Origin of the sequence: Micromonospora matsumotoense (genome assembly GCF_900091525.1) — a bacterium.
Classification (GTDB): Bacteria; Actinomycetota; Actinomycetes; order Mycobacteriales; family Micromonosporaceae; genus Micromonospora; species Micromonospora matsumotoensis.
Genome location: NZ_FMCU01000002.1, coordinates 232,079 through 251,763, shown reverse-complemented (window position 1 = coordinate 251,763; position 19,685 = coordinate 232,079). Strand labels below are relative to the sequence as shown.

Annotated in this window: 19 protein-coding genes; 9 read left to right on the top strand and 10 right to left on the bottom strand. The window is 73.1% G+C overall.

The window, feature by feature from the left end; genetic code table 11:
- Nucleotides 1-4 precede the first annotated feature (4 nt).
- Entirely contained in the window at nt 5-787 is a 783-nt protein-coding gene (locus GA0070216_RS04825; protein ID WP_218108129.1) for an ankyrin repeat domain-containing protein, read from the top strand.
- Between the two features lie 117 nt (nt 788-904).
- Here GA0070216_RS04825 and GA0070216_RS04820 read toward each other — a convergent pair whose 3' ends face one another.
- Both GA0070216_RS04820 and GA0070216_RS04815 read right to left on the bottom strand, forming a co-directional pair.
- Complete coding sequence (locus GA0070216_RS04820; protein WP_091239540.1) at nt 905-1,519, bottom strand: dihydrofolate reductase family protein; 615 nt, start codon at nt 1,517-1,519, stop codon at nt 905-907.
- Nucleotides 1,520-1,636: 117 nt separating this feature from the next.
- Nucleotides 1,637-2,074 (bottom strand): GNAT family N-acetyltransferase, encoded by a 438-nt coding sequence (locus GA0070216_RS04815; RefSeq protein ID WP_245722303.1) that lies wholly within the window; start codon nt 2,072-2,074, stop codon nt 1,637-1,639.
- Nucleotides 2,075-2,141: 67 nt separating this feature from the next.
- On the opposite strand from GA0070216_RS04815, the gene GA0070216_RS04810 reads away from it, so the two are divergent.
- The 3 genes from GA0070216_RS04810 to GA0070216_RS04800 all read left to right on the top strand — a co-directional run bounded on the left by GA0070216_RS04810 (nt 2,142) and on the right by GA0070216_RS04800 (nt 4,229).
- A complete protein-coding gene (locus GA0070216_RS04810) occupies nt 2,142-2,780 on the top strand; it encodes a hypothetical protein (protein WP_091239535.1) in 639 nt (212 codons plus the stop codon).
- Nucleotides 2,781-2,908: 128 nt separating this feature from the next.
- Nucleotides 2,909-3,421, top strand: a complete 513-nt coding sequence (locus tag GA0070216_RS04805; protein WP_091239533.1) for an RNA polymerase sigma factor — start codon at nt 2,909-2,911, stop codon at nt 3,419-3,421.
- On the top strand, nt 3,411-4,229 hold the full coding sequence (locus GA0070216_RS04800) for a hypothetical protein (protein ID WP_091239532.1): 819 nt from the start codon (nt 3,411-3,413) through the stop codon (nt 4,227-4,229). The genes GA0070216_RS04805 and GA0070216_RS04800 overlap by 11 nt, the downstream gene beginning before the upstream one ends.
- 30 nt (nt 4,230-4,259) lie before the next feature.
- On the opposite strand, the gene GA0070216_RS04795 is transcribed toward GA0070216_RS04800, so the two are convergent.
- On the bottom strand, nt 4,260-4,790 hold the full coding sequence (locus GA0070216_RS04795; RefSeq protein ID WP_091239529.1) for a P-loop NTPase family protein: 531 nt from the start codon (nt 4,788-4,790) through the stop codon (nt 4,260-4,262).
- A gap of 238 nt (nt 4,791-5,028) precedes the next feature.
- Between GA0070216_RS04795 and GA0070216_RS04790 the strand changes: the two genes are divergently transcribed.
- From GA0070216_RS04790 to GA0070216_RS04770, 5 genes are all read left to right on the top strand, one after another.
- The gene (locus GA0070216_RS04790) at nt 5,029-6,708 is read left to right on the top strand and encodes an extracellular solute-binding protein (protein ID WP_091239524.1); all 1,680 of its coding nucleotides are present in this window, start codon (nt 5,029-5,031) and stop codon (nt 6,706-6,708) included.
- Complete coding sequence (locus GA0070216_RS04785) at nt 6,705-7,730, top strand: ABC transporter permease (protein WP_091239521.1); 1,026 nt, start codon at nt 6,705-6,707, stop codon at nt 7,728-7,730. The genes GA0070216_RS04790 and GA0070216_RS04785 overlap by 4 nt, the downstream gene beginning before the upstream one ends.
- A complete protein-coding gene (locus tag GA0070216_RS04780) occupies nt 7,727-8,650 on the top strand; it encodes a carbohydrate ABC transporter permease (RefSeq protein WP_091239518.1) in 924 nt (307 codons plus the stop codon). The genes GA0070216_RS04785 and GA0070216_RS04780 overlap by 4 nt, the downstream gene beginning before the upstream one ends.
- Before the next feature lie 62 nt (nt 8,651-8,712).
- Nucleotides 8,713-9,330, top strand: a complete 618-nt coding sequence (locus GA0070216_RS04775; RefSeq protein ID WP_091239510.1) for an ABC transporter ATP-binding protein — start codon at nt 8,713-8,715, stop codon at nt 9,328-9,330.
- Between the two features lie 31 nt (nt 9,331-9,361).
- A complete protein-coding gene (locus tag GA0070216_RS04770) occupies nt 9,362-10,825 on the top strand; it encodes a DUF6297 family protein (protein WP_091239508.1) in 1,464 nt (487 codons plus the stop codon).
- On the opposite strand, the gene GA0070216_RS04765 is transcribed toward GA0070216_RS04770, so the two are convergent.
- From GA0070216_RS04765 to GA0070216_RS04735, 7 genes are all read right to left on the bottom strand, one after another.
- Entirely contained in the window at nt 10,794-12,410 is a 1,617-nt protein-coding gene (locus tag GA0070216_RS04765) for an esterase/lipase family protein (RefSeq protein WP_091240830.1), read from the bottom strand. The two genes, GA0070216_RS04770 and GA0070216_RS04765, sit on opposite strands and share 32 nt — an antisense overlap.
- A gap of 214 nt (nt 12,411-12,624) precedes the next feature.
- Complete coding sequence (locus GA0070216_RS04760) at nt 12,625-14,145, bottom strand: PQQ-dependent sugar dehydrogenase (RefSeq protein ID WP_342670705.1); 1,521 nt, start codon at nt 14,143-14,145, stop codon at nt 12,625-12,627.
- A 205-nt stretch (nt 14,146-14,350) separates the two neighbouring features.
- Complete coding sequence (locus GA0070216_RS04755) at nt 14,351-15,499, bottom strand: LLM class flavin-dependent oxidoreductase (RefSeq protein ID WP_091239502.1); 1,149 nt, start codon at nt 15,497-15,499, stop codon at nt 14,351-14,353.
- A 17-nt stretch (nt 15,500-15,516) separates the two neighbouring features.
- Nucleotides 15,517-16,584, bottom strand: coding sequence for an LLM class flavin-dependent oxidoreductase (locus GA0070216_RS04750; RefSeq protein ID WP_091239498.1), 1,068 nt, complete (start codon nt 16,582-16,584; stop codon nt 15,517-15,519).
- Nucleotides 16,581-17,105, bottom strand: a complete 525-nt coding sequence (locus GA0070216_RS04745; RefSeq protein WP_091239494.1) for a GNAT family N-acetyltransferase — start codon at nt 17,103-17,105, stop codon at nt 16,581-16,583. Before GA0070216_RS04745 ends, GA0070216_RS04750 begins: the two co-directional genes overlap by 4 nt.
- On the bottom strand, nt 17,102-18,457 hold the full coding sequence (locus GA0070216_RS04740; RefSeq protein WP_091239491.1) for an NtaA/DmoA family FMN-dependent monooxygenase: 1,356 nt from the start codon (nt 18,455-18,457) through the stop codon (nt 17,102-17,104). Before GA0070216_RS04740 ends, GA0070216_RS04745 begins: the two co-directional genes overlap by 4 nt.
- Nucleotides 18,458-18,473: 16 nt before the next feature.
- Nucleotides 18,474-19,682 carry an LLM class flavin-dependent oxidoreductase gene (locus GA0070216_RS04735; protein ID WP_091239489.1) on the bottom strand — a complete coding sequence of 403 codons (1,209 nt, stop codon included), beginning with the start codon at nt 19,680-19,682 and terminating at the stop codon, nt 18,474-18,476.
- Nucleotides 19,683-19,685 lie beyond the last annotated feature (3 nt).

The window sequence follows — 19,685 nt, the reverse complement described above, 5'->3', positions numbered from 1 at the left end:
GGAGGTGACGGGTGACCTCCTGCTACTCGCGGTCGACGACCCGCTGGCGGTCACGGTGACCGGGGCGATCCGCACCGGCGACCTCACCACGCTGCGGCGGCTGCTCACCGCACACCCGGGGCTGGCCACCGCGCGTCTCGTCGACCACGTCGGCGGGGCCCCCGGTGCGACGTCCCGCACGCTGCTGCACGTCGTCACCGACTGGCCGGGCCGGTTTCCGCACGGGGCGGCCACCGTGGCCACCCTGGTCGCCGCCGGCGGCGACGTCGATGCCCGGTTCGCCGGACCGCACCGGGAGACCCCGCTGCACTGGGCGGCCAGCTGCGACGACGTGGACGTCGTCGACGCGCTGCTGGACGCCGGTGCCGACATCGAGGCGGCCGGGGGCGTGATCGCCGGCGGTACGCCGCTCGCCGACGCGCGGGCCTTCGCCCAGTGGCGGGCGGCGTACCGGCTCGTCGTCCGGGGGGCCCGCACCACCCTCACCGACGCGGCCACGCTCGGCCTGCTCGACCGGGTGGAGCGGGCCTGCACCGGCGTCGTCCCGCCGTCGGCGGACGAGATCGACGCGGCGTTCTGGGGCGCCTGCCACGGCGGCCGGCAGTCCTGCGCCGGGTACCTGTGGGAGCGGGGCGCACGGCTCAACTGGATACCGCCGTGGGAGCACCGCACCGCCCTGGACGCGGCCGTCCGGCGCGGCGCCACCGAGCTGGTCGTCTGGTTGCGGGCGCGGGGCGGCGTCACCGCCGCCGAGCGGGACCGGCAACCGCCCGGACCAACCCCCTAGCCGGTACGCCGACCGCGTCGCCGCGCGGACCACCGGCCGGACCGGCACCACTCGACGACGGTGGCGCGGTGTGCCACCTGCGGGGACGACGGCCGAGGCGGCCCGCGCGGGGCGCGGCTACTCTCCTGCGGGCAGTTGCTCCTTGACCTCGTCGTAGCCGACCGTGGCGGGCGCCTCGACCGGCGCGTAGACCACCCGGATCACCCCGGTCGGGAACACCTCCGTCGTCGTCACCCGCAGGTGGTAGGGCGCGTCACCGTCGTCGAACAGCTTGCGGCCCTTCCGCGCCGCCACCGGGTGCACCAGCAGCCGCAGCTCGTCGACCAGTCCGGCGGCGAGCAGCTGCTGCACCACGGAGATCGACCCGGGGATGAGGACGCCACCGATGCCGGTGTCGTTCCGGAACGCGGCGACGACCTCGAGGAGATCGCCGTCGAGCAGCTCGGAGTTGCGCCAAGGGAACTCCCGGGACTGCCGCGACACGACCACCTTGCGCAGGTCACCGAGCTGCTTGGCGAAGGGCGCGTCGTCGCCGCCGGCGCTCTCCCGGCCGGGCCACGCCCCGGCGAAGCTGTCGTAGGTCTCCCGGCCGATGAGCAACACGTCGGCGGTGTCGTAGTCCTCGCTGACGGCCCGGCCCATGTTGTCGTCGAAGTACGGGAAGTGCCAGTCGGGGTCGATCTCGGCCACACCGTCGGCCGAGATGAAGAGCGTGGAGATGACCTTTGCCATCGGAAAGGTCCCTTCGAGTCGGATGGATCACCTGCTGGACCGTCACAGCATCCCAAAGTCGCCGGCCGGGCACCGCCCGTCGGCCGGCACCGCGTGTCGCGCCGCAGGCCGCCGGCCCTACCCGTACAGCGTGATCCGGTAGCGTCGGGTGGGACCGAACCGGGTCTCCCCGATGCCCTCGAAGACTCCGCCGCACCGCTCGATCGTCCGTGCCGAGGCGACGTTGCCGGTTGCGCAGACGACCAGCAACCGGTCCCGCCCGAGCGCGCGCGCCTCGTCGAGCATCCGGCCCAGGGCCCAACTGGCCAGCCCACGGCGTCGCGCCGACGGGCGGATACCGAACCCGAGGTGGCCGACCCATTGCGTGTGTTCGTCGCGGTCGTGGCGCAGGGCGATCCCGCCGCGCACCCGCTCGTGTTCGACGATCCAGCGGTACGTGCAGCGGTCGGCGTCGCGGTTTCGCCGCCAGGACGATGTCGGCGGTGCCGAAAAGATCGTGGGGTGGGGCTGAAACCTGGCGGCCGCGCCGAACGTCCTGAGAGGTGAGTCGGGCAACGACGTCGGCACCGGGCCGGTGCCACGGCGGACCTGCCGACCACGTCCCGAGGTGGAGGAGCGGACAATGTCGATGAAACGATGGCTCGCGGGTGCCGGGTTGCTGGCACTGACCGGAGCACTGGCGGCCTGTGCGGTGGACACCCGGCCCGGGGCCGACGCCGCCCCGCCGGCCGTGGCGGGGCAGGACGTGACGGGCGTCACGGACAGCGTCCCGGTGGGGTTGTCCGCCACGCCTCCGAAGACGAGCAGCGCCCCGAGAGGGTTCCCGGGCAACCGTCAGTACACGATCGTCCGGGTCGGCGCGTTCGAGAGCGGCCTGTCGCTGCCCGACTCCGGTCGGCTGGCCGAGGTCGACGACGACCAGGGCCGACAGCTCTTCGTGCCGACCCCGCTGGGCGGGGGGAAGTACCTCATCAAGGCGTACTCGCGGGCCAGTGCCGGCCCGCTCTGCTGGCGGGTGCATAATCCGGGCGACACCCGACCGCTGGAGGTCCGGGCTGCCACCTGCAAGACCGACGATCCCCGCCAGCAGTTCGAGATCGTCGCCGCGACCAGCACCACGCCGTCCTACCTGATCAGCAACGCCGGGGCGTTCCTGCGGGACTCCGCACGCTCCGGCCTCATCCTCGAGGAGCTGGGTGACGCCCCGCCGACGAGCAGCTTCCGGTTCAACGACAACGGACCGGCGCCCGCCAACCGCTGACGGCAGGCCGGTCGGACCGGGCGGGAGAGCGACCCCGTCCGGTCCGACCGGGCCGGCGCGGGGCAGGGCGGTCCCCGGGCCGGGTGGGGCGGGATCAGCGCCGACCGGGCGCTGGGAGAGCGTGACCGATGCGTGACGCCGAGGAGTTCGACGCCTTCTACGCCTCGTCGGCACAACGGGTGCTGGGGCAGGTGTACGCGATGCTCGGCAGTCGTACCGAGGCCGAGGACGCGGTGGCCGAGGCGTACGCCCGGGCCTGGAGCCGGTGGTCGACCGTGCGGGAGTGCGACAGCCCCGAGGCGTGGGTACGCAAGGTCGCCTACCGGGTGGCGGTGAGCGCGTGGCGCAAGGCGGTGAACCGGGTCAGGGCGCACCGGCGGGAGGCGACCGGGCAGGAGGTGGAACCGGTCTCCGTCGATCACGTGGTGCTGGTCGACGCGCTACGGCACATCCCCACCGAGCAGCGCCGGGCCATCGTGTTGCACCATCTGGTCGGCCTCAGCGTGGCCGAGATCGCCGCGGAGACCCGGGCGAATCCGAACACCGTCAAGACCCGGTTGGCCCGGGGCCGTCAGGGCCTGGCCAGATACCTGACCGGTGACGGACATCAGACGACGGCCGGGAGGAGCCATGGGGCCTGACGACATGCTCGACGAGGCCCTGCACGGGCTGGCCCGACACGCCCGACAGACCGGTCGGCTCACCGCCGTGGCCGAGGTCCGTCGACGCGGTGACAGCAGGCGTCGGCGTCGGCACCTCGCGACCGCCGCGCTGGGTGTCGCCCTGCTGGGGGCGGTGGGGGCCGGCGCCACCGTGGTCCACCTCGCCGGGCCTGCGCGCACCACCCTGCCCGCCAGCCCGAACGGCACGACGCCGGGTCCGTCACCGCAGACCCCGTCCGCGGGGCCGACCCGGAGCACCGCGGCACCGACGTCCGGATCGCCCAGCGCCACACCCAGCGCCACGCCCGACGCGCCGAAGAGTTCGGCGCCCACCGATCCGCTGCGGCTCGGCGGGCGCCGGTACGTCCTCCTGCGGCCGGCCGCGATGGAGTCCGTGGTGTCCCTGCTCGACGACGGCAGCCTCGGCGAGGTCGACGGCGACGAGGGCCGTCGCCTGTTCGTGTTCGTGCCTCAGGGGTCCGGCACCTACCTGGTCCGCACCGCCGAACCGAACGCCGACGGTAACCGGGACTGCTGGCAGGTCCGGTCGGCGGGTTCCGACCCGCTCACCGTCGTCGCGGCCGCCTGCTCGCCGGACGAGCCGAGGCAACTGTTCTCGATCGTGGTGCACGGCTCGGAGGGGGGCCAGCGGACCTATGCCCTCAGCAACAACTCCGCGTACCTCCAGTACTCCGACCAGCGCGGGCTGATCCTGGAGGAGCTCGGCGACGCCCCCCTGGAAACGGTGTTCCGGTTCGTCGACAACGGCGCCGCGCCCAAACAGTGACGGGCCGGGGCGCGGGGGCGTCCCGGCCGCTCACCGTCGGGGCAGGGCGGCCAGCCAGCGCGAAAGCTCCGTCGGGGAGCGGAACAGCACCACCGGCGGCCCCGACGGGTCGGCCTGCCAGGCCCGCATCCGTCGCCGGGCCCGACCGAATGCGCTGATGTGCCACAGCAGGACCGAGTCCCGGGACAGCACGCTGCCCAGTGACTCGCGGTTGCCGTTGCAGATCTCCTCCCCCGTGACCAGCCGGCGGAGGGTACGCCGCAGCAGCCGCCCGAAGGAACGCCAGCGGGGGTAGTCCAGGGCGACGACCAGGTCGGCGCGGTCCAGGGGCACGTCCCGCCACCCGTGGTACGCCCCGTCGAGGATCCACCGGTCGCCCCGGCAGACCGCAATGATCCGGCTGCGCTGCTCGGCGACCGGCACCTCGACCCAGCCGGGCTGCCACAGCAGGTCGTCGACCGGATGCCACGGCAACCGCAGCCGGTCGGCCAGCACCGCCGCGAGGGTCGACTTGCCCGCGCCGTACACCCCGTAGACCAGGATGCGGGACGGTGCGCTCATTTGGGCAGCCTACGCAGCCGGTGCGGGGGCCGCTCGTCGTCCCCTGGCGGGGTTCCGGCCGCGGGTGCGCCGACCGTGCGCCGCCGCGACGGCGGGGCGCGCCACCGGCACCGGTACGGCGGCCGTCGATGCCTCTTGTCGGAATCTCCCGCCGTCCATTAGTTTGTTTAACATCCAGACCAACTAGCTCCACCCCAACCTGCGAACCCACTACCTAGCCCTTCTCGAAGGGGGACCGATGACACCCCAGCAACCCGGCTCGACAGCTTCGCGCCGACACTTCCTCGGCCTGGTCGGCCTCGGCACGGCCGCCGTCGCCGGCGGCCCCCTGCTCGCCGGGTGCTCCGAGAAGCCGGCCGGCTCCGGCGGCGCGCAGAACCTGGACGCCTACGCCGACCTGCTGCCGACGCACAAGGACCTCGCCCAGAGCACCAAGCCCGACATCATCGGCACCCGCCCGGTGCCCGACGGCTACACGAAGTACCCCAGCTCGCTGGTCGACGCGATCACCGAACGGCCGGGCACCAGCGGCAAGCAGGTCACCGCGATGACCCCGGCGTGGGGTCCGGCCCCGCCCGGGGTCACCCAGAGCGCCTACCTGCAGGCGGTGAACGCCGAGCTGGGCACCCCGGTCAACTTCACCATCCAGGACGGCAACACCTACGCCGACAAGCTCAACGCGATGCTCGGCGCCCGGGACGTCCCGGAGCTGCTCTGCGTGCCCCAATGGGAAGTGGACAAAATCCCGCGCTTCTCCGAGGCGATCAAGGTGCTCTTCGAGGACCTCACCGACTACCTCAAGGGCGACGCGGCCAACGCGTACCCGATGCTCGCCTCGTTCCCGACCGGCGCCTGGCGCAACTCGCTGTGGAACGAGCGGCTGGTGGCCGTGCCCAACCCCACCGACGGGCCGTTCCCCTGGGCGCTGTTCACCCGCAAGGACCTGCTCGACGCGCGCGGGCTGGCGGTGCCGGCGTCGCTCGACGACCTGCTCACCGCGGCCAAGCAGGTCACCGACCCGGCCAAGAAGGTGTGGGCGTTCGACAACGTCTTCGACATGATCCAGATGTACCACAAGGTGCCGGCCTCCAAGCAGGGCTGGCGGCTGAAGGCCGACGGGACCCCGGAGTTCAAGTACGAGACCCCGGAGTACCGGCAGGCCCTCGAAGTGATGGCCAAGATCTACAAGGACGGTCTGGTCCACCCCGAGATCGTCGCCAGCAAGGGCGCGGACAACGCCCAGCTGTTCGCCAAGAACGGCGCGATCGTCTTCACCCGCAACGGTCTCGGCTTCTGGCAGGGCGCCCAGGCCGAGCACCAGAAGGTCAACCCCAAGCTGAACATCCAGCCGGTGCCGATCTTCTCCGCCACCGGCGGTGACCCGCTGGTCTGGGGGGACGACGAGCCGATCTCCTTCACCTTCGTCAGGAAGGGACTGGGCAAGGAGCGGGTCGAGGAACTGCTGCGGATCATGAACTGGTGCTCCGCACCACTGGGCTCGCAGGAGGCGCAGCTGCGCGACTACGGGGTGGCGGGCAAGCACCACAACAGCACCCCGAACGGGCCGGTCAAGACCGACCTGGCGTTCAAGGAGATCGCCAACCAGTACTTCTTCATCAGCGGCCGCAACCCCACCATCGGGCCGTACCCGGAGACCCCGAACTACGTCCAGGACATGCTGACCTACTCCAACGCCATGGTGAAGTACCTGGAGAAGGACCCCTGGGACGGGGTGAAGCTGGAGATGCCGGCCGCGTACAAGGCCAACCAGGTGCCCACCGAGGACAAGTTCACCGACATGCTGCGCGGTCGCCGGCCGCTCTCCGACACCGACGCCATCGTGCAGGAGTGGAAGGCCAACGGGGGCGAGGAAGCGCGGGAACTGCTCGCCAAGTCGCTGCCCAAGGCCGGGCGATGACCACTCGCGACACCACCGTCGCGGCCGGGTCCGACCGGACCCGGCCCGACGGGCCCACCAGAGCGGGGCGCAGCCGCCGTTCCGCCCGTCGGCGGCGGGTGCCGCTGCGTACCCGGATCGCCCGGGACTGGCAACTGCTGGCCATGGTGACGCCCGGCTTCCTCATCCTGCTGGTCTTCAGCTACCTGCCGATCCTCGGCAACGTCATCGCCTTCCAGGACTACAACCCCTACCTCGGGGACAATCCCCTGCAGGCGTTCGCCCGCAGCAACTGGATCGGCTTCGGCCAGTTCCAGCTGCTCTTCGAGGACTCGGCCTTCTGGGAGGCGTTCCGCAACACCCTGGCGATCACCGCCTTCCAGCTGGTCTTCTTCTTCCCGCTGCCGATCTTCCTGGCGATCATGCTGCACAACCTGCTCTCCAGCCGGTGGCGCGGCTTCGTGCAGACCGTCGTCTACCTGCCGCACTTCTTCAGCTGGGTGCTGGTGGTCAGCTTCTTCGTCGCCATGCTCGGCGGCGCCGGCCTGCTCGCGCAGACCATGCGCGAGGCCGGCATGCAGCCGTGGAACGTGATGACCAACCCGGACACGTTCATCATCCTGGTCACCGCCGAGGCGGTCTGGAAGGACGTCGGCTGGGGAACCATCGTCTTCCTCGCCGCGCTGTCCACCATCGACACCAGCCTCTACGAGGCGGCGGCGGCCGACGGCGCCGGCCGGTGGCGTCGGCTGTGGCACATCACCCTGCCCGGCCTGCGCCCGGTGATCGTGCTGCTGCTCATCCTGCGGCTGGGTGACGCGCTCTCGGTCGGCTTCGAACAGTTCCTGCTGCAACGCGACGCGGTGGGCCGGCAGGCCGCCGAGGTGCTCGACACCTTCGTCTACCACTTCTCCATCGCCACCGGGAACTACGGCTACGGCGCGGCGGCCGGCCTGTTCAAGGCCGCGATCGGGCTGGGCCTGATCCTGGCCGCCAACCGGGTCGCCCACCTGCTCGGCGAACGGGGGATCTACTCGAAATGACCGAGACCGTCGCACTGCGGGCCCGCGCCGGGCGCGACCGCCGGCCCATCTGGGAGGAGCCACCGACCCGCATCGGCCAGGGGTTCAAGGCCGCCTTCCTGGCCCTGCTCGTGCTCAGCGTGCTCTTCCCGCTCTGGGTGATCCTGGTGACCAGCCTGTCCTCCCGGGAGACCCTCGCCGAGGCCGGCGGCATCGTCGTCATCCCCCGGGGCATCGACACCTCGGCCTACGAGACGATCTTCGCCGGTGGGGCGGTCACCCGGGCGTTGTGGATCAGCACGCTGGTCACCGTCATCGGCAGCGCGCTGGCGTTGACCGTGACCGTCCTCGCCGCGTACGGGTTGTCCCAGCCGCGTTCGGTGGGCTACCGCTGGCTGCTGATCTACTTCCTGGTCCCGTTCCTGGTCTACCCGCCGTTGGTGCCGAAGTACCTGGTGGTGACCGGGCTGGGCCTCAAGGACACCATCTGGGCGCTGATCCTGCCGCCGGCGATCAGCGTCTTCAACCTGGTCGTGGTGCGCGGCTTCTTCCAGGCCATCCCGCAGGAACTGATGGACAGCGCCCGGGTCGACGGGGCCAGTCACTTCCGTACCCTGGCCCAGATCGTGCTGCCGCTGTCCCGGGCGGTCATCGCCGTGGTGGGGCTGTTCTACGCGGTGAGCTACTGGAACGTCTGGTTCGACGCGCTGCTGTTCATCGACCGTAACGACATGTACCCGATCCAGCGGGTGTTGCAGAGCTACCTGCTGGCCGGCCAGGCCCCGCACACCTCCGGCGGCAGCACCGGGGTGTCCATGCCGCCTACCGAGGCGATCAAGATGGCGGTGGTCGTGCTCACCGTCGCCCCGATCGTCGCGGTCTATCCGTTCATCCAGCGGCACTTCATCAAGGGTGTGCTGATCGGTGCCGTGAAGGGCTGACCGTCCCGCCGGGCCGAGCCGGGTCGACGGCCGCACCGGCCCGCGTGCGACAGTGGGCAGTTGTGAGCACACTTGCCGTACGCGGGCTGACCCGCCGGTTCGGCGCGCTGGTCGTCCTCGACGACGTGCGCTTCCAGCTCGACGCGGGGCAGGTCGCCGTCGTCGTCGGGCCGAACGGCTCCGGCAAGACCACCCTGCTGCGCTGCGTCGTCGGGGCGGACCGCCCCGACGAGGGTGAGGTCCTGCTCGACGGCCGACGCTGCGACGAGACCGACCCCCGGGTCCGCGCGGCGGTCGCCGCCGCCCTCGACGACATCGACTTCTTTCCGGACCTGTCCGTCGTCGAACACCTCGAACTGGTCGCCTACGCCCACGGCGGCACCGCCGACCCGGTCGAGGAGGTGCTCACCGAACTCGGTCTCCAACCGGCCCGCGACCAGCTCCCGGCGACGCTGTCCAGCGGCCAGCGCCGCCGCCTCGCCCTCGCCTCCTGCTTCGTCCGCCCGCGCCGGTTGCTCGTCCTCGACGAACCGGAGCAGCGCCTCGACGTCCGGGGCCGGGCCTGGCTGGCGCAGCGGCTGCTGCGGGAGAAGGCGGCCGGCACGGCGGTGCTGATGGCGTCCCACGACACCGATCTGATCGACAGGGTCGCCGACCGGCGGATCGAGATCGGCGGCTGAGGTGACGTCGACCAGGATTTCCCCGCCGCCGGTGGTCGGACCCGCGCCCCGGCAGCTGCGGGCCCGGCTGCGACAGACCCGTCGCCGGCACCATCCCGGTTCGGTCGGCGAAGTGCTCACCGACGCCTACGTCCTGGTCCTGTTCGTCGCCCTGTACGGCTGGTTCGCGGTCGCCGCGATCCGCGACCACCTGGCGGCCCCGCAGGTGGCCCTTACCGACCCGGGCGACCGGTACTGGATCGCCGTCGCCGCCGTGACGGCGGGGGCCGGGCTCGCCTGGTGGGGCCTGCGGCTGATCGGGCCACTGCTGGTCACCCCCGCCGCCCAGACCTGGCTGGTCAGCTCTCCGGTGGACCGCCGGGCGTGGCTGCTCCCCCGGTTCGGCGGGCTGGTCGGCGGCGTCACCGCCGGGGCGGGCCTGCTGGCGGTGGCCGCCGCCTTCGCCGGTGGCCACGACCGGCCCGCCGACCTGGGCTGGGCGGCGTTGGCCGGCCTCACCTGCGGGGCCACCGCGACCGGGTGGGCCGTCGTCGCCCAGAGCGCCCGCAGCACACCCCGCTGGGCGGAGCTGCTCGCCCTCGGTCTGCCCGCCGCCGGTGCCGCGATCGCGGTGCTGGTGGTGCTCGGGCACGCCGTCGGATGGTCCCTCCCACTGCCGCCGGTGCCGCTCACCGCCGGCGTCGGCCTGGCGTTGCTGCCCGTCGCGGTGGCGTCGACCGTCCGCGCGCACCGGCGTCTCCCCCGGGTGGACCGGGCGGCGCTGACCACGGGGGCGCAGTTCGCCAACGCCGCCACCACCGCAGCCGTACTGCTGGACCCGTCGCTGCTCGCCGCGCTGGTGGAGAGCCGCCGGTGGCGCGCGATCGGACTGGTACACGGCCGACGGTTCCGCGCCGGCGGCCGCTTCCCGGTGCTCCTCCAGGCCGAGGTACGCCGGTTGTCGCGGCACCGGGGCGCTCTCCTCGGCTGGGCCGGGGCCCTGCTGACCATGTACGCCGTCGCGGTCGCGCTGCCGTCGATCGCGGGTCCCGCGCACGTGGTCCTGGCGTACCTGGCGACCGGCCGGCTCACCGGCGGGCTCCGCGCGGTCAGCCGCTCACCGGGCCTGCGGCGATCCCTCGGCGGCAACGACACCCTGCTGCGGCTGGCGCACCTCGTCGTGCCGGGTGTCGGCGCCACCCTCTGGTACCTGGCCACCCTGCCCGCCCTGCGGCCGGTCCCCGGCCCGCTCGACGCGGTGCTGCTGCTCGGGATCGTGACGGCCGCCTTCTGGGCCGGCACCCGCCCACCGATGCGCTACGGCGGGGCGATGGTCAACACCCCCTTCGCGATGGTGCCGGTCGACCTGGTCCGTCAGGTGCTGCGCGGCCCGGACCTGGTCGCCGTGCTGGTCGTCGTCCACCTGCTGTGGGTTGACGCGGGGTCCGGGTCGGCGGACGGCGTGACGCGGCCGGGCCGGACGGTCATCCCGCCGGCAGGCAGACCTTGCCGGTGAACGCCGGATCGGGCTGCCGGTTGCCCGCCCAGGCCGGATTCGCCTCGATCGGCAACGGTGGCGCCTGCCAGGCCGCCGCGAAGCTCTGGAGCAGCGGATACTCGGCCCGGGTCTGCGCGATCGGCCTGCCCAGGAGGAAGTCGATCAGCCGATCCTGGACCAGCCTGCGGTCCAGCAGCCCGCCGTGCACCCCGGGGATCTGGAACACCGGAATCCGGCTGTACTCGCCCGGCGGCGCCTCGGTGGCCGTCGCGGTGGGCAGGAAGGCCACGATCCGCACCCCCGGCACGGGACACATCAGCTGGTTGCGGTAGAACGGCGCGTCGTCGAGCAACGAACGGATGAACGGCTCGTCCGGACCGCCGCCGACGTCGGCCAGCCCGAAGATGGCCCGTAGCTGCCAGCCGGTGGCCACCCCCCAGCCCCGGTCGTGGTGCGGCGGCGGGTAGTAGGCCCGGCCGGCGTAGATCAGCGGGCTGAACATGACGAGGGTGTCGACCACCGGGTCGGGGCGTCGGGCGAGGTACGTACGGGCCACCAACGCCCCCTCGCTCTCGCCGATCAGCGCCACCCGCCGCCCGGTGCGCCGGTGCAGCCGCTCCACCTGTCGGGCGAGCAGCGACACGCTGTCCGCCATCGACTTCGTGGTGTCCGACGACCGGTACGCCAGCGGTCTCCCGTCGGGGTCGAGCCCCCGGTAGGAGAACCGTTGCACCCGGGGGTCGGCCGGCTGCTCACCCCCGTAGTCCGAGCCGTAGCCGGTGAGCACGATCACCGCGTGGGTGACCTCGGACGGCAGCGGTCGTTCCAGCACCGCCGTCCTGATCCACTGCTCGTTCCCCGGGACCAGGTCCGTCACCGGTGGGATGACCAGCGGTACGGCGACCGCCAGCAGCGCCGCCAGCGGCGTCACCGGCACCCGGGCCCAGCGCACCCGCGACGGCAGCAGCGCCGCCCGGACCGTCCGGTTCCACAGCAGCCCGTTGAGCACCCCCGCCACGCCGGCGACCGGCACCGTCCACCAGCCGGGCGTGACCCAGCACAACGCGCCGGCCACCGTGAGCACCACGAAGTTCAGCAGCGACCAACCGACCAGGGAGATCGACGGCAGTCCGCGCCACCAGTGTTCCACCACGGCCACCCGTTGCAGGAACGGCGCGAGCAGGAACATCGGCAGCAGGGACGCCAGCAGCACCCAGGACAGCGCCACCACCGACGCCGCCACCGAGATCGCCGCCCAGGGCGCGACGAACACGCCGACCAGCACACCGAGCACGACGTTACGCCGCAGCAGCCACCCCAACGACGGCCGGCGCACCTCGGCCGGCCAGGCCAGCACCACCAGGCCGGTGGTGAACAGACCCCGGGCGACCAGTATGTAACACAGCCAGAGCGCGAACTCCCACCACGACCGGTGGTAGACGTAGAGCCACCGCAGATCGTGGTAGGTGTCGTACGGCCAGAGGGCGGTGACCTGGGGTGGCACCCCCTCGGCGGCCCGGAATCCCAGGATGACCAGCACGACGGCCTCGATCATCGGCATCAGGCCGGTCAGCACCAGCAGCCCGACGAACCTTCGACTCACGATCACCCCCGTGCCGCGACGGCCGTCCGCGATGGCGTCCCTCGCAGGCTCCACCGGAACGGGGGCCGGCGTCGGCGAATCGGGCATATTGCCCCGGTTCGACCGACGCCGGTCCGCCGTCGTCGACGGTGACCGCACGATCGCCTGGTCCCGGTGGGCGGTGGCGCGGCGCACGGCGGCCGACCGGTGGTGTTCCGGGCGGCCCCGGCGCGGGTCACTGGACCAGGCAGACGCCCCCGTTGAACTGGAAGGCGGCGGGGCGGGGGTTGCTCGCGCCGAAGGTGCCCTGGAGGCCGAAGCTGACCGTGCTGCTCTGCGGCAGGTTGCCGTTCCAGGCGGCGTTACGGGCGGTGACGGTGGCCCCGGACTGGGTCACCTGCGCGTTCCAGGCGTTGGTGACCCGTTGGTCGGCGCCGAAGGTCCAGGTCAACGTCCAACTGGTCACCGAGAAGCCCAGATTGGTGATCGACACTTCGGCGGTGAACCCACCGGTCCACTGGTTGGGCTGCCAGATGACCCGGCACGACACCGGCGGGGGCGTGGACGGTGGCCCGGTGGTGGGCGGGGCGGTGGTGGGCGGGGGCGTCGTCGGCGGGACCGTCGTCGGCGGTGGGGTGGTGGTCGGCGGTGGGGTGGTGTCCCTCGGCGGGAAACGCAGGATGCGGTCGTCGGTCGCCGCCGGGGTGCCCCGCCCGTCCCGGTTGCTGGTGGTGACCCAGAGCCAGCCGTCCGGCCCGTACTCCACGGTGCGCAGGCGTCCGTAGGCTCCGGTCAACTCGGCCGTCGGGGTGCCGACCCCGCCGGTGCCGGTGAGCGGCACGTTCCACAGCCGGGTGCCGCGCAACGCGGCGACGAAGAGTCGGTTGCCGGCGACCGCCGCCCCGCTCGGGGACGCCTCCGCGGTCGTCCAGACCAGCAGCGGGTCCCGGAACCGGGGATCGTTGGCCCGCCCCTCGACCGTCGGCCAGCCGTAGTTGCCACCGGCCACGATGAGGTTGACCTCGTCCCAGGTGTTCTGCCCGAACTCGGCGGCGTAGAGCCGCCCCTGGGCGTCCCAGGTCAGGCCCTGCACGTTGCGGTGCCCGAGGCTGTAGACCAGGGAACCGGCCGTCGGGTTGTCCGACGGCACCGATCCGTCCGGCCGCATCCGGAGGATCTTGCCGTTGCGGCTCTGCGGGTTCTGCGCGTTGGCCGTCTGCCCCGCGTCGCCGACCCCGGCGTAGAGCATCCCGTCCGGGCCGAAGGCGATCCGTCCGCCGTTGTGGATGGTGGAGCGGGCCAGACCGGTGAGGACCGGCTCCTGGTTCTGGGGCGCGGTGAGCCGGAAGCGGACGATCCGGTTGTCCGTGGCGGTGCTCAGGTAGACGTAGACGTAACCGTCCTGGGCGTACCCCGGGGAGACCGCCAGGCCGAGCAGGCCGCCCTCGCCGGTCGCGGTCACGCCGGAGATCTGGGCCACCTGCGCCGGGGCCTGCCCGGGGCGGACCCGCACCACCTGGCCGGAGTTGCGCAGGGCCGTCAGGGCGCTGCCGTCGGGCAGGAAGTCCATCCCCCAGGGGACCGTCAGGCCGGTGGCCACGACCTGCGGACGGGTGAAGTCGAAGTCGCCGACGGCCAGGGTCGTGGCGGCCGGGGCCGGATCGGCCGGCGCGGCGCCGGCGAGCGTCGCGGTGCCGGCACCGGTGGCCGCGACCCCCGCCACGACCGCTGCCGCCACCATCGAACGGACTCTCACGTCGGGCACCTCCAGAGCAGTAAGTGACTTGCGTCAATATAGCCCGGCGCGCCACGGTGATGGCGGAGTTCCGACTTCCGGTGCATTGGGCCGGGACGGCACCTGTGCCCGCGGGTCGGGCTGCTCGGCGCGACGACGTGACATCCCGACCCGGACACCCCCGATCCGTGGTCCCCGTCCGGGCCAGGGTGAACGCGCCGTCGTGCTATCGGACCCGGCCGGTGTCGCCGGACTGGGCCCACTCCTTCGCCAGCAGCTGGTAGGACCGCACCCGGTCGGCGTGGTCGTGGGTGATCGTGGTGATCAGCAGCTCGTCGGCGCCGGTGACGTCCCGCAGGGTGCGCAACCGTGCCGCGACCGTCTCCGGTGCGCCGACGAACCGGGTGTCCACCCGATCGGCGACGAGCTGCCGGTCGGCGTCGGTCCACGGCAGGGTGACGGCCTGCTCGGGGCTCGGGTACGGGATCGCACCGTCACCGCCACGGATGCTGCGCACCCACGACCCGTACGGGCTGCCCAGCCGACGCGCCTCGGCGTCGGTGTCGGCGACCAGCACGTCGGCGGAGACCACCAGGTACGGCTCGGCCAGCGCCGCCGACGGCCGGAACGCGGCCCGGTACGCCTCGGCCGCGTCGAGCACCGTCGCGGGGCTGACGTGGTAGTTGGCGGCGAAGGGCAGGCCCCGCGCCCCGGCCAGCCGGGCGCTCTCCCCGCCGCTGCTGCCCAACAGCCACACCTGCAGGTCCGCCCCCTCCCCCGGCACGGCGTGCGCGTCGAGACCGTCGGCGTCCCGGTAGTCGCCGCGCAGCAACGCGAGGATGTCGTCGAGCTGCCCGGCGAACGCGGGCGGTTGCGCACCGGCCTGGTGCAGCAGCGCGGTGGCGAGGGCGTACCGGGGTGCGCCGACGAGGTGGGCGTAGGAGAACGGGGCGGGGAGCAGCAGCCCGTCGACCACCCGGGCCCCGGTCGGTGCCGGGGTGGGTGCGGCGCGTTCCCGGGCGGCCTCGGCCTGTCGCTGACCTGACCGGCCGATGCCGAGGTCGATGCGGCCCGGGTGGAGGGCGGCGAGGGTGCCGAACTCCTCCACCACCGACAGCGCGGTGCGGTGGCCGACCTGCACCGCGCCGGAGCCGACCCGCAGCACGCTGGTGGCTGCGGCGACCTGCCCGATGAGCACGGTCGGGGCGGAGCTGGCCACCCCGGCGGCCAGATGGTGCTCGGCCAGCCAGTAGCGGCGGTAGCCGAACTGCTCGACCCGGCGGGCCAGGTCCACGGTGTGCCGCAGGGCGTCGGTGACGGTGCCGCCGGCGGACACCGGGGACAGGTCGAGCACGGACAGCGCGGTCGGTGACATGGGGTTCCCCGTTCTGGTCAGAGCGGCGCGGCGGCGGTCGCCGGCGGGCGGAAGGGACGGCTGGGGATTTCCCGGCGCAGCACCGGCGCCACCTCGGCCTGGAACAGCTCCAGGCTCTGCCGGTGCTGCTCGTCGGTCAGCCCGTCGTGGTCGGCCTGGAGGTGGATGACCTCATGGCCGAGCTGCTCGTGCTGGCGCAGCACCTTGTCGATGACCTGCTGCGGGCTGCCGACCAGCAGGGAGCTGCGGGCGACCGCGTCGGCGAGGGTGGGGAAGACCGGTTCCACGCCGCGCTGGCGGAGCGCCGCGAGCCGGGCCGCGAAGACCGGCCGGTACGTCTCGACGGCCTCCTGCGAGGTGCGGGCGACGTGGAATCCGGCCGTGCCCGCGCCGACGAGGGCGTCGGCCGGGTCGTGGCCGTAGTGCGCCCACCGCTGCCGATAGTGCCGCACGAGCTCCGCGTACGGCTCGATGGGGTTGAGGACGTTGGCGGAGAAGATCGGGTCGCCGTGCCGGGCCGCCAGGTCGACCGACTCCCGGCTGGTGGCGCTGCCGTGCCAGACCCGGATCGGTTGTTGCCGCGGACGAGGCCAGGTCTCGGCTTCGGTCAGCGCCGGGCGGTACCGGCCCGACCAGGTGACCCGGTCCTCCCGCCAGAGCCGGCGGAACAGCTCGTAGCCCTCCCGGTTGCGGTCCCACTGGTCCTCGGCGGTGACGTGGAACAGTTCGGCCTGCGCGGTGCCGTTGCCCTTGCCGATGATCAGTTCCAGCCGGCCGTCGGAGAGGTGGTCGAGGGTGGCGTAGTCCTCGTAGGCGCGGACCGGGTCGAGTAGGCTCAGCGTGGTGACGGCGGTGAAGAGCCGGATGGTGCGGGTCCGCGCCGCGATGTGGCTGAGCACCACCGGTGGCGAGGAGGAGATGAAGGGCCGCTCGTGGCGCTCGCCGACGCCGTACCCGTCGAAGCCGAGTTCCTCGGCGAGCACGGCGGTGTCGACGACGTCCCGGAAGCGTGCGGTGGTGCTGCGGAGTCGGCCGGTGACCGGGTCGGGCAGGTGGGCGATCAGGGTGACCAGCAGGAACTTCATGCCGGGACCGGGGCCTTCCGTGGAGCGCGGGGATGGATCACCAGGGCGTAGCAGCGGGAGTAGGGCAACGTGTCGTACGGCGGGAAGACCGGGACCGGCCGGTAGCCGGCCCGAACGTAGCGACGGACCGCGTCGGGCTGCCGGTCGCCGGTCTGGAGCACGATCCGGCCCGCGCCGAACTGCCCGGCCGCCTCCCGCGCGGCGTCCAGGAGTTGGTCGGCGATGCCCCGCCCCCGGTGGGCGGGCACCACGTACATCCGTTTCAGTTCCAGGTCGGGGCCGTGCCAGCGCAACGCGGCGTGCCCGACCGGGGTGGCGTCGACGGTGTACGCCACCCCGGTCCAGGCCACCGAGCCCGGGATGAGCACCCGCGCCGGGGGCAGGTGGATCGGGTCGTGCGGGCGGTCGGCGTAGCGCTGGCGCAGCTCCCCGGTCATCGCCGCCCGCAGGGCCACCGCGTCGGGGTCGTCCCAGCGCAGCCGGCAGACGGTGACCGGGGTGGACGCGTCCGGGCCGGTCATGCCACACCGGCCCGGGTGGCCGGCCGGGCCGGCCGCAGGCCGAGGTGCCCGCGCAGGGTGGTGGTCGTGTACTCGGTACGGAACACGCCGCGCTCCTGGAGCAGCGGGACGACCCGGTCGACGAACTCGTCGAGCCCACCCGGGGTCAGGTGCGGCACCAGGATGAACCCGTCGGCGGCGTCGGACTGCACGAAGTGGTTCATCCGCTCGGCGACCCGCTGCGGGGTGCCGATGAAGGACTGCCGGCCGGTGACCTCGATGATCAGGTCGCGGATGCCGAGTCCCTTCTCCTGCGCCAGCGCCCGCCACTGCCGGGCGGTGCCGACCGGGTCCGGGTACATGCCGGCCCGGCCCCGGCTGATCGCGTCGGCGTCCACGTCGGGGTCCTCGGCCGGCAGCGGACCGTGCGGGTCGTACCCGGACAGGTCCCGGTTCCACAGCTGTTCCAGCAGCAGGATCGCGGTCTGCGGGCTGACCTGCTGGCGGCGGATGTGGTGGGCGCGTTCCTGGGCCTCGGCGTCGGTGTCGCCGAGCACGAAGGTCACCCCCGGAATGATCTTCAGGTCGTCGGGGGTACGGCCGTACCGGGCCAGCCGGGCCTTCACGTCCCGGTAGAACTCCCGACCCTCGTCCAGGGTGCCGTGCCGGGAGAAGATCGCGTCGGCGGTGGACGCGGCGAACTCCCGCCCGTCGGGCGAGTCGCCGGCCTGGATGATCACCGGGTGCAGTTGCGGGCTGCGCGGCACGGTGAAGTGCCCGGCGATGTCGAACTGGTCGCCGTGGTGGGCGAAGGCCCCCGGGTCGGCCGCGCGGACGTACCGGCCGCCGTCGCGGTCACCGACGACCGCGTCCGCCGGCCACGACTCCCACAACCGCCGGGCGACCCGGACGAACTCGGCGGCCCGTTCGTAGCGCAACGACCGGTCGAGGTAGCCGCCCCGGCGGAAGTTCTCTCCGGTGAACGCGTCGGAGGTGGTGACCACGTTCCAGGCGGCCCGGCCAGCGCAGAGGTGGTCCAGGCTGGCCAACTGCCGGGCCAGCTCGTACGGCTCCCGGAAGGTGGTGTTCAGGGTGCCGGCCAGCCCCAGGTGGGTGGTGACGGCGGCGAGCGCGGCCAGCACGGTGAGGGTGTCCGGCCGGCCCACCACGTCCAGGTCGTGGATCCGGCCGCGCTGTTCACGCAGCCGCAGCCCCTCGGCCAGGAAGAAGAAGTCGAACCTGCCCCGTTCGGCGGTGCGGGCCAGGTGGACGAAGGAGGCGAAGTCGATGTGGCTGCCGGAGGCCGGGTCGCTCCACACGCTGGTGTTGTTCACGCCGGGGAAGTGCGCGGCGAGGATGATCTGCTTGGGCACGGGTCGTCTCCTGGGATCAGCGGGGGCCCGCGACGGCGTACCGGTTGGCCGGTCGGGGCAGACCGAGCAGGTCGCGCAGCGTGCCGCCGGGGTAGCCGGCACGGAACAGGCCCCGGTCCCGCAGCGCGGGCACCACCGCCCGGGTGATCGTGGTGAGGTCGTCGGGCAGCACGGCGGGGCGCAGCCGGAACCCCTGCACCCCGGCCCGCCGCCAGCCGGCGAGCAGGTCGACGAGCTGCGCGGGGCTGCCGGTGAAGCTCGCCGCGTCCGAGTGGAACTCCGCGCCGTGCCACTCGTCGAGCCGGGTGCGGCGACGCCGGGCCTGGTCCGGGGTGTCATCGAGCAGCACCTCCAGGTCGGCGAGGATCCGCAGGGGCGGCCCGGTGCGGCCGACCGTCTCCTCCGTCGCCCGCACCTCGGCGACGACGGCCTCGGCGTGTGCGGCGTCGGTGGGGGTGACGAAGACGACGTCGGCGTGCCGGGCGGCGAAGGCGTACGGCACCGTCGAGTGGACCAGCACGGCGACCACCGGCTGCCCCTGCGGTGGTCGGGGCACGATCGACGGCCCCTTGACCGAGAACCACCGGCCGGTGAAGTCGGTGTGGTGCAGCCGGTCCCGGTCGATGAACCGGCCGGTCGGGGCGTCCCGGATCTCCGCGTCGTCCTGCCAGCTGTCCCAGAGCCGGCGGACCACCTCGACGGCGTCGGCGGCCTCGGCGAACAGGTCACCGACGAGCCGTGCGGTCTGCGGTTCCCCCAGCCGGGTCGGGTCCAGCGGCGGGAGGTCCCGCCGGCCGAAGTGCCCGGCCTCGCTGCGGCGGGCGGAGACCCGGGGCCGCCACCCGGCCCGGCCGCCGCTGACGTGGTCGAGGGTGGCCACCGCGGTGGAGACGTGGAACGGCTCGGTGTGGGTGACGCTGGTGGTCGGGACCAGCCCGATGTGCCGGGTCAACGGGGCGACCCGGGCGGCGACCAGCAGCGCGTCGAGCCGGCCCCGGACCTGGTCGACCCGGCCGTCCGGCCCGTCGGGCAGCGACGACTGGAGGTCGAGCGAGTCCTCGATCGTGACCAGGTCCAGGGCGGCCTGTTCGGCCTGCCCGACCAGGGCGGCCCACCAGCGGGGAAACAGCGGCGCGGCCGGGTCGGCGTGGGACAGCCGCCAGGCGGCGGGGTGCCAGCCGAGACCGTCGAGGGCCACGGCCAGGTGCAGGGTGGGATCGGGCATGGG